This is a genomic window from Nocardia citri (assembly GCF_054065835.1).
Map to the genome: position 1 here is coordinate 1 of NZ_JBSUQM010000050.1, position 8,037 is coordinate 8,037.

An 8,037-nucleotide genomic window follows, 5' to 3' on the forward strand; every position below is an offset into this window, starting at 1 on the left:
CTGTCTGAGCATCTCATGCGCCTGGGGCTCCTTCGTTGATCGGAATTCCGCAATCCCTTGCGTGCCTTGTGGCCCCATCGCCATTTCAGCCAGCACCTGATGTCGCTCAGCACTCCCGTCAAGTAGCCGGCTTCATGCGCCCGCGTCGATCAGTGCTCGTCGGGCAGCGGTCTCGCGTGGGCATGCGTCCACGCCGTCGACTTAACCGAAGAGTCGGCGGTAAGGTTCGAAGCATGAGCACTCCAGGGGGGACATCTGGCTCGAGCCAGGCGTTGTCGGTTGTCCCTGACCAAGTCCGAGAAGTTGGCACCTACGTCTACGCCCTCGCCGATACCCTCAGCACGGCGCTCGACTCCGCCGCTCGCGAGGTCGAATCCCTCACGACGAGCAGCTGGACCGGTGATGCGTCCACCGGATTCAACACAGGGTGGAACGAAGTCAGTGACGGTGGCAGACAGATCATCTCGGCCCTCACCGGACTAGCCGAGAAGCTCGGAGTCACGGCTGAGACCTACCAGCGTCGTGACGAATCCAATGCTGGCGCCTTGTCGAGCTCCAGCCTGGACTTGCCGTCGCTGTCATGACCAATCCGTTCAGCGTGGACCTCGATGAACTCGAGCAGATCATTTCCCGTCTGTCCGGCCTGGCTGCGTTTGTCGCCGACCACCTCGATGAAATCGATGAGCGGATCACGACCCTGCGCGGCACCGGATGGGAAGGCGTTGCCGCGCAGGCGTATTCGGAGGCCCATCAGCAGTGGATCTCAGGCGCGCGGGAATTCGCGGAAGGGATTCGCGACATGAGTGATGCGGCAAAGTCGGCTCACGGGGCTTATTCCGAAGCGGCGGAGGTAAACTCCAAGATGATGCGGAGTGGGTCGTAGGTGGCCGTCAATGTCGATCCGCAGACATACTACGACGCCGCCGCCAAGTGCGGAAAAGTAAACAGTGAGATCCTTTCGGCGTTGTCGACGTTGTGGAACTCATTGCAGGATTCCGGTCAGATGGCGGGTAGTTACGAAAAGGTGGCCAAATGGGCGGCCGACTATGACGAGAAAACAGCAGATCTTCTCAGCACCTGCGCATCGCTGTCGAACGCTCTGGCGAACTTCTCCAATATCCTGAACACTGCGGGAAACAATTGGGGGTATTCGAATTGGAAGGCAAACCCAGATCCAGCGAAGGGGGCGGCACCTTCTCCTCCCTTCCATGTTCCCCAGGGGCTGGTTTTCCAAAACGATATCACCCCTCCACCATCGGCGTTCGGAGGCTCCGCTAAAGGGCTTGATACAAGTGTGCCCGGACTGTTGGACCAGATCGGATATACGGTGCCTAATGGCGACACGGATCGTGTGAATTCCGCTGCGGACGCTTGGCGGAAATTCGCCGAATCCTCGGCTATCAAGAACGCGCAAGCCGATATCAAAGCGATCGTCAACGACATCCATTCAGCCAAGACCGAGGCACCGGATGTTGCCGATGTGGAGGCACACCTCACCACCTTGTCCAACGGCGCAGCCGCTATCACCTCGGTTTCGGTGTCCTTATCCGGTGCGGTCGGAGAGCACCATACGAATCTGGTTGCTTTCAGGTCGGATCTGGACGGTCACGTCAACAGCTTGATGAAGGAACTGTTCTGGATCGCGCTTGGAACGGTGGCCGCTGTCGCTTTGACCGAGATTCTGACGGTCGGTTTGGCGACGCTGGGTCCAGCCGAAGCCGAAGCTGCGGCTGGGACGGCCGCAGGGGCCGCGGCGGTAGGAACTGCCGCGACACAGATTCGGAACCTGTGGAATATCTGCAGATTGTTCCAGACCCTCGAGGTCGGCGTGGGAATCGTCGCAGCCGTGAATGCTGTTCATCCCCTCGACATTCAAAAATCGTTGGACGAGATAGCTTCACTTACTGCGGTCAGCGTCGCCGGCGTCTTCGTCGCCGAAATGGCGAAAGGCGGAAAACAGCGGGTGGCTGACACGGGAATCGAGAACGAGATGCGCGCACTGATCGCGGCTGGCACTGCGGCGTCCGAGTGCGAGGCGCTAGCGAGACTATGGGACGAAGCAAGCGGCGATGGCAAGCGGCGACAAAGGATCAAGAAAACGCAGAAGCAATATGAATGTCGACAATCCAGTGGCGGCGGTGGACGATAGAAAAAATCGGTTCCGGCCGGTTCGTAAGTCTACGGCGAGCGAAGAAGGTGAGGACAAGTGGAAGGCGGAAGTTCCCCGCTCAATTCGGCACTGATGTCAGGCGATCCTGACCGGCAGGTCGATGCATTGATCGAATTGATCAAACTCGGTGATGGTAGGGCCGTTGCCGACATCTTGCCACTCGTCGAGTCGGATGACGTAGCTGTTCGGAGTGAAGCGGCGCGCGCAATCGGATACCTGGGTGTAGCACAGGTCCCCGTTGTCGGACCAGTGTTGTTGCGGATGCTGTCGGATGCGGACGAGATGGTTCGCAACGAAGCAGCCGAAGCGCTTTGCAACGTTCGGTATAACCCAGCGGTCGACATCCTCGTGAATCTGCTGCGCGCCGATCCGTCGTGGCTGGTTCGGGCCTCTGTTGCCGAGGCTTTGGGGAGCTACCCGGGGCATGGGACCGCCGCTTTGATCGAGTGTGTGCGCGATCTCGACGAGTATGGGGCGGTGCGGAGGTACGCGATTGACTCTTTAGGCCGAACAGGGCAACTCACGCGTACCGAATTGTCCGCTTTAGCAGCGGAATTCGGCCACGATGAGGAGATCGGACCACAAGTTCGAATCGTCGCTTATCGTGCGGGTGATCAATCACAGCTAGTGGAGATCAGTCGCGAGGCGGCTCATATGGATCAAGAGGACTCTGCCCGCTTACTCAACGGCATCGAATATCTGCTCCGACCCCCTGTGCCACCAACATTGTCGGAGGACTCCGCGTACATCAAATCCATCCTCGATGTGGTCGCGATGCGCTGGCCGCTGTCCTCTCGGCATGTCGAGCAGATCGCCGACATGCTGCCATGATCTGGCGGCAGAACTCTGGTCGGTGCGCCGAGAGTCGATTCGCGCCGACTGCGACATCGCGGGTGTGCGATGCGCTGAAACCGACCGCGGCGGGCGCGGAGCTGAAGGACACCGCGACCAATCCGCAGGCGCAGCACCCAGATCCGGTCGCGCTCGGTGCGGCCGCGGGCGCGGCCGGCGGTGCGATCGCCGCCCTCGTCACGTGCATTCCGACCCTGGCGATCTTCATTGTCGGCTACGGACTGTGCGCCGTGGTCGGCGTGGTGACCACGGCCATCCTGGCCGCCGTGATCGCGCGATCGTGGGTACGGTCGCGCCCGACGTCATTCCGCAGGTGCTGCCCTGACAATCAGCAATTGTGACCTGCTGAGCTGAAGTAGCGAAAGGCGCGGCGGCGGACAGGATCCGCCGCAGCGCCTTTCTTATGTGGCGCGAATGAGCTTTGTCCGATGCGAGCAAGCGTGCCTGATGTCGACCGGGCCAGAACTATTCGAGAAAGAGCCGCTCACCGGGAAGTCTCACCAATCCGGTTGCGCTGCCCGGAATCACAGCGATGTAGTCGGCAGGGCGGGCCCGGCGCCACTCCTTGATGAATTGCATCGCCGCAGTGCGGCAGGCGGCAAAATCCAAGCCGACACCGTCGAGCACAACACGCAGATGAACATCGGGATCGTGCGGACGCGGCGTGGTCACAGCTTCGGCTCCTGCTGGCTATCTCCTTGCGGAATCCGCAGCATCACCCGGCCACTGGCGACCGCCGCCGCCATGGCGTTGAACCCGTCCCAGTGCCGCACATGGTGCAGCACCTGGTCTTCGGTAATCCCGCCGGGTTGCCGCTCCTCGCGACGGCATCGGACGAAGTCCGCGGTGAGCAGGCTGACCGACTCGCCGTACGAGTAGTGCGTCTCCTGGGCATCTGGATCAGGCCGGCTTCCCTGTCCATTTACTGCCGCGAGCATGGCTTCGACATATCGGTCGATGGCCCAGATATGCAGGTCCATCAGATAGGCGAGCCGAGGGGTCATCGGACGGCCGGGCTTGCCGCTCTCGTAGTGCTCCACCCACACACCGAGCAGCCCGAGGGCCGCCACCATCATCGCGTCTGCAGGCTGTGACCGGCCATTGAAGATATCGAAGAACGCCCGCGTGCCGGGCAGCGATATTCGCGAATCGGAGGTCACGGCAATCCCGCCTTCGGCGCGGAAACACCTGCGACACCGAGCAAGGACAGGTCGATCGAACGCGGAGGCAGGCAGCGGCCGATCGCGGTGACCACCACTGTCGCCGAAGGCCGGAAGCCATCCCCGGGCAGTTCGACCCAATGGCGCACCGCAGGAGGACGGTCGGCCGGAGACGGCAGCGCGATCACCCGGCCATGGCCGTATACCGCGATGCCTGCGCGAAACAGCTGGGCGAAGACGGCAGCGGATTCTGGTAAATCGGGGCGCACGAGAAAAACCCAGCTCTGCGATCGCGGGTACGACACGATCGGCCCCGTGGCGTATCGGTGCCGCCGGAGTTCCTCGCGGACTTGATGGCCGAGATGCGCCGCCATCCCCAGCCCCCACACACTTCCGGCCAGAACCGTGATGCGTCCAGTGTGCGGGTCCACGCCTGCGGCGAGCCCGCCGACACGGCGATAGAACGCGCATCGCGTCACTGGAGTATCTCCAATAGCGCTTTCCTGCATGATGCTCCCCTCCGTCGAATGTGTTCGCAAGCAAGTCTTTTCGCAGACAATCTCACCCGCTGCGGCCCGGCAATATCTTGCTCGGCCGCCTGACGCACGCACAGCACACCAGCCGCAGCACCGCTGCATCGGATCGATCCGAATATTCAGGACAACTTCTCCGAAAGCCCATGACGGCATCGAGTTTTGGGGTATCAATGGATGCAGTTCAGACCGAGCGCTGGATTCATCTACCTGGGGAACGAAAATGACCGAAACGGAGTCTCCGACACTGCTGCGCCGCCAGCTCGGCCGATTCCTGCGCGAAGCGCGCGAAGGCCGAGGACTGACGATCGCCACCGCCGCACAGGAGGTTCAACTCAGCTTCAACGGCTTACAACGTCTGGAAACCGGCCGCGCGGTGAAGCCGCGCCGCCAAGACGTGCGCGAGCTGTGCATGCTGTACGAGGTGGACGCCGAGCAGACCGAACAGGCAATCGGGTTGGCGTCCCGGGCGGCGACGGCCAGAGATGAGGACGGCATCACGCCGTTGGGCGGGCTGTTCTCGGATGCGTTCAACATGTACGTCGGCATGGAGAGGTCAGCGCGGCGGCTCACGTCATACGAGGTCCAAGTACCTGGCCTGCTGCAAACTGCCGACTACGCTCGCGCGCTGATCAACGCCTTTCTCTATGACGGCCCAGTCGAAGAAGTCGAGCAACGTGTCCGGGTTCGCCTCAGCAGGCAAGTCGTCGTGACCCGTCGAGCCAGCCCGGTGGACCTCTACGTACTTCTCGACGAATACGCACTACATCGAGTGGTCGGAGGGCCGAAAGTGATGGCCGAACAACTGCGCTACCTGGCCGATATCAGCACCCGACCGAACGTCACGCTGCGTATCCACCCCTGTTCTGCGGGTTACACGCGCGGCATCTTGCACGGCTCATTCGTCATCGTGGACTTCGGTACGGATAGCAGGGGAAGGCCGATCGAACCACCAGTGGTCTACCTCGATGGCGGTATGAGTAGCGACCTCTATCTCGAGAAGCCTGAATTGGTGCAGCGTTACACTGAAATGGCCGACGCCATCGAGCAAACCGCGATGGATGAGAAGAGCACACGAGACCTGCTTCGCCTGGTAGCAAGGAGTTATGACAGTGACCGTTGACCTCTCCGGGGCGAGCTGGTTCAAGAGCAGCTTCAGCGCTTCCAACGGCCAATGCGTGGAAGTTGCTCACCTGGACGGCGGCATGGTCGGTGTCCGTGATTCCAAGAACTCGACCGGCCCGGCACTGACATTCACACCCGTCGAATGGGACACCTTCATCGCCAGAGCCAAGGATGGCGGATTCGACCGCAGCTGAATGTCTTCGAGCCCGGTATTGTGCTTCGCGTACCGGGCTCTATGCTGTCGAGCATGCACTGAATGATATGAGGGGGAGCCAACATTGGATATCTCGGGGCTAACACCCACAATGCGCGACTTCGTGGATTCAGCGCTCGCCAGCGGTCCGGAGTAACCCACGATGCACCGATCCCGGTGCGCGCCCTGGGTGACCGGTCCCCGATGACGGGACCACCCGGTCTTGTAGTCCGGGTTGTATTCGATCCAGTTTCAGTTGATGTCGCAGGCCACGGGGTGGTGGGTGTGGCCGCAGCGGGCAGCGTACTCGGCCGGGGTGAGATACCCCAGCGCCGAGTGCCGGTGCCGATGGTTGTGCTCGGTCTTGAAGTCGCCGATCACGACCCGGGCTTCGAGCAGGCTCGTCCAGTGGTTGCGGTTGAGGCACTCGGCCCGCAGCCGTCGGTTGAACGACTCGATGTAGCCGTTGTTCCAAGGCGTACCGGGCGGGATATAGACCATCCCCACCTTGTTCGTGCAGAACTGTTGCAGCGCAATCGAAATCATTTCCGGCCCGTTGTCCATCCGCAGCACCCGGGGCGGGCCACCACTGCTGGTGAACACCGTCTCCAGCTCGGCGACCAGCCGCTCGGCAGTGATCGACCGCTCCACCAGGTGCAGCAGCGATTCGCGGGTGTGCTCGTCGATCATCGACGCGATCTTCACCGCCCGCCCATCGACGGTGGAGTCGAACTGGAAGTCCAACGCCCACACCACCTTCGGCGCATCCGCGTCGACCGGCGGCACCGACGAGCACCCGGCCCGCTTGCGCGGCGAGTGCTCGCGCACCTGCAAGCCTTCCTCGCGCCAGAGCCGGTGAACCTTCTTCTTGTTCACTTCCGAACCCTCGTCGAACCGCAGTGCCGCCCAGGCGCGGCGGAACCCATGGCCCTGGTGTTTCGTGGCGTAGGAACACAGCCAGGCCCGCAAACCGGCATCCGGATCCGCGGGGGTCTGCGCGGCCGGCAACCGCCGATACGTCGAACGGTGAAGCCCAACCACCTTGCACGCCAACCGTTCCGACATACTCTTGACCTGCTTGAGCATGTCGACGGCGCGGCGCTTGGCGGATGGGCTCAGAATTTTCCAGTCATGATCATGAGGGCGGGTCGCCAGCGGCCCGGCGGATCTGACTCTGAATTTTCCTGACCGGTCTCCGGACCGTATCTTTCGAGGGACCCGTCGATCTGCTGGCGTCGGTGGCGGCCCGCCGACCACGCAGAATCCCCGGGGTCCTGCGGTGGAGGGAGTGACCTGATAGGAGCATGCCGCGTCGAGATCGCATCCCCTGACTGGCCTGTCCGACCTCTGCTGCTGACATCGGGAAACCGACGCCAGCAGCGTCAGGAAGGACTGATACACGTTGACGAACCCCGCCGCGCAGGTGATCTTCGCCGGAGTCGACACTCACGCCGACACCCATCACGTCGCCATTGTCAACGAACACGGCAGAAAACTCGCCGACCGCGAATTCGCCACGACCGCAGCAGGTTACGAAGCGATCGAGGAATGGATCAACAGTCACGGCCAGATCGCACGAGTCGGGATCGAAGGCACCGGTTCCTATGGGGTGGAACTGGCACGGCAGTTGCGCCGACATGGTTATGACGTCGCCGAGGTGCCTCGCCCGAACCGGCGGCTGCGCCGCGCCCAGGGCAAAACCGACGCGATAGATGCCTACGCCGCCGCGCGGCGATTGCTCGATGGATCGGAAGTCACTGCTCCCAAGAACCGTGACGGCGCCGTTGAAGCCGTCCGGGCGATGCGCGTGGCCCGCAACAACGCGGTCAAGGCCATGTCGGTCGCCCTCAACGCATTGCGCGCCCTGATCGGCACCAGCCCAGAAGAACTCCGCGGCCAGCTGCGCAAGATGCCACGCGCCCGGCTCATCGCCACCTGCGCTGCATTCGCCCCCGAACTGAACCAGCTGACCGATCCGATCGAGGCCACCAAACTCGCACTGCG

Annotated in this window: 12 protein-coding genes; 8 read left to right on the forward strand and 4 right to left on the reverse strand. The window is 62.2% G+C overall.

Annotated elements, in window-relative coordinates; genetic code table 11:
- Nucleotides 1–233: 233 nt before the first annotated feature.
- The 5 genes from ACW2Q0_RS30835 to ACW2Q0_RS30855 all read left to right on the forward strand — a co-directional run bounded on the left by ACW2Q0_RS30835 (nucleotide 234) and on the right by ACW2Q0_RS30855 (nucleotide 3,363).
- Nucleotides 234–584, forward strand: coding sequence for a WXG100 family type VII secretion target (locus ACW2Q0_RS30835; protein ID WP_457194446.1), 351 nt, complete (start codon nucleotides 234–236; stop codon nucleotides 582–584).
- A complete protein-coding gene (locus ACW2Q0_RS30840) occupies nucleotides 581–883 on the forward strand; it encodes a WXG100 family type VII secretion target (protein WP_457194447.1) in 303 nt (100 codons plus the stop codon). The genes ACW2Q0_RS30835 and ACW2Q0_RS30840 overlap by 4 nt, the downstream gene beginning before the upstream one ends.
- Nucleotides 884–2,149: a polymorphic toxin type 34 domain-containing protein gene (locus tag ACW2Q0_RS30845; protein ID WP_457194448.1), complete on the forward strand. Its 1,266-nt coding sequence runs from the start codon at nucleotides 884–886 to the stop codon at nucleotides 2,147–2,149.
- Nucleotides 2,150–2,206: 57 nt separating this feature from the next.
- Nucleotides 2,207–3,001, forward strand: a complete 795-nt coding sequence (locus tag ACW2Q0_RS30850; protein WP_457194449.1) for a HEAT repeat domain-containing protein — start codon at nucleotides 2,207–2,209, stop codon at nucleotides 2,999–3,001.
- Between the two features lie 62 nt (nucleotides 3,002–3,063).
- A complete protein-coding gene (locus ACW2Q0_RS30855) occupies nucleotides 3,064–3,363 on the forward strand; it encodes a hypothetical protein (protein ID WP_457194450.1) in 300 nt (99 codons plus the stop codon).
- Nucleotides 3,364–3,487: 124 nt separating this feature from the next.
- Here the strand turns inward: ACW2Q0_RS30855 and ACW2Q0_RS30860 are convergent, their stop codons facing one another.
- The 3 genes from ACW2Q0_RS30860 to ACW2Q0_RS30870 are packed head-to-tail and all read right to left on the reverse strand — an operon-like array spanning nucleotide 3,488 to nucleotide 4,661.
- Nucleotides 3,488–3,694 carry a hypothetical protein gene (locus tag ACW2Q0_RS30860; RefSeq protein WP_457194451.1) on the reverse strand — a complete coding sequence of 69 codons (207 nt, stop codon included), beginning with the start codon at nucleotides 3,692–3,694 and terminating at the stop codon, nucleotides 3,488–3,490.
- On the reverse strand, nucleotides 3,691–4,182 hold the full coding sequence (locus ACW2Q0_RS30865) for a hypothetical protein (RefSeq protein WP_457194452.1): 492 nt from the start codon (nucleotides 4,180–4,182) through the stop codon (nucleotides 3,691–3,693). Before ACW2Q0_RS30865 ends, ACW2Q0_RS30860 begins: the two co-directional genes overlap by 4 nt.
- Entirely contained in the window at nucleotides 4,179–4,661 is a 483-nt protein-coding gene (locus ACW2Q0_RS30870) for a DNA-directed RNA polymerase subunit beta (RefSeq protein WP_457194453.1), read from the reverse strand. Before ACW2Q0_RS30870 ends, ACW2Q0_RS30865 begins: the two co-directional genes overlap by 4 nt.
- A gap of 277 nt (nucleotides 4,662–4,938) precedes the next feature.
- On the opposite strand from ACW2Q0_RS30870, the gene ACW2Q0_RS30875 reads away from it, so the two are divergent.
- Both ACW2Q0_RS30875 and ACW2Q0_RS30880 read left to right on the forward strand, forming a co-directional pair.
- Nucleotides 4,939–5,838, forward strand: coding sequence for a helix-turn-helix domain-containing protein (locus tag ACW2Q0_RS30875; RefSeq protein WP_457194454.1), 900 nt, complete (start codon nucleotides 4,939–4,941; stop codon nucleotides 5,836–5,838).
- Nucleotides 5,828–6,034, forward strand: coding sequence for a DUF397 domain-containing protein (locus tag ACW2Q0_RS30880; RefSeq protein ID WP_457194457.1), 207 nt, complete (start codon nucleotides 5,828–5,830; stop codon nucleotides 6,032–6,034). Before ACW2Q0_RS30875 ends, ACW2Q0_RS30880 begins: the two co-directional genes overlap by 11 nt.
- A 251-nt stretch (nucleotides 6,035–6,285) precedes the next feature.
- Here ACW2Q0_RS30880 and ACW2Q0_RS30885 read toward each other — a convergent pair whose 3' ends face one another.
- Nucleotides 6,286–7,290 (reverse strand): IS3 family transposase, encoded by a 1,005-nt coding sequence (locus ACW2Q0_RS30885; RefSeq protein ID WP_457194455.1) that lies wholly within the window; start codon nucleotides 7,288–7,290, stop codon nucleotides 6,286–6,288.
- A gap of 145 nt (nucleotides 7,291–7,435) precedes the next feature.
- Here ACW2Q0_RS30885 and ACW2Q0_RS30890 point away from each other — a divergent pair.
- Nucleotides 7,436–8,037: IS110 family transposase (locus tag ACW2Q0_RS30890; RefSeq protein WP_457194456.1), on the forward strand; the 602-nt coding region annotated here is incomplete at its 3' end.